The 830-nt window shown below is 49.6% G+C and carries 1 protein-coding gene; it reads right to left on the reverse strand.

The window, feature by feature from the left end:
* Positions 1-98 precede the first annotated feature (98 nt).
* The coding region (locus tag B3182_RS03390; RefSeq protein ID WP_292751558.1) for an energy transducer TonB at positions 99-830 on the reverse strand (732 nt) is incomplete at its 5' end.

Below are 830 nucleotides of genomic sequence, written 5' to 3' on the forward strand. Positions count from 1 at the left end.
GCAAAAGCTGAAGTCGGAATTGCCGTTGAGTTATAACAACCGCAGTAAGGCCGAGACGGGGTATCAGTTATATCAACAACAAAATACGGACTGAAGAACTAACGGGCCGACAGGCCTCGGGCACTTTCAAATTTCCAGGTGCGGATAATGGTAAGCATGTCATTATTTTGCAGAACATCCTCGGGGATTGCGGCATACGGAGCACCTAAACGCACAATTCGCACGGCGGCATCATCCAGTACCTTATGCCCGGATGATCGTGATACTACAATGCCATCGGGTGGAACACTGCCATCCGGTTTGATATCCACTGATAACATCAAGCTCCCATTAACGCCCTTATCCTTGGCTTCCTGCGGATAATTCATGTTGCCAATTCGTTCGACTTTCATTGCCCAGGCCCGCATATAGGCGGCGGCAGAATATTCCTTGGTAGCTGCTGATATGCGACGTTTTTTTGGTGTTTCACTTAATGCCCGGCTATTATATTCCAGTGTGCTTTGCAGTGATCCGATTTCGCTTCTTGCACGGGCAATCAGCTCTGCCCCGGAAATGTTTGGCGTAATCTCTGCCGTTTCTTCAACGGTCTCTTCAGCGACAATTTCAGACGTCTCTACCTTACGATCAGCATTTTCAGCCGTAACTTTTTTGCTGGTGGTTTTGGGTTCAGGTTTTGCTTCAACAACTGTTTTTTCAGCTGGTGGCTCTGGAACCACCTTTTCAGCTGGCGCCTCTGCTGGAGTGGATGGTTCAACAGGCGGAGCCGGTTCCACAACAGGTTCGGGTTTAACCGGTTCTACAGGAACCGGATCCAGTTCCGTAACCGCGGG

The sequence above is a fragment of the Methylophaga sp. UBA4204 genome (assembly GCF_002379485.1).
Lineage (GTDB): Bacteria > Pseudomonadota > Gammaproteobacteria > Nitrosococcales > Methylophagaceae > Methylophaga.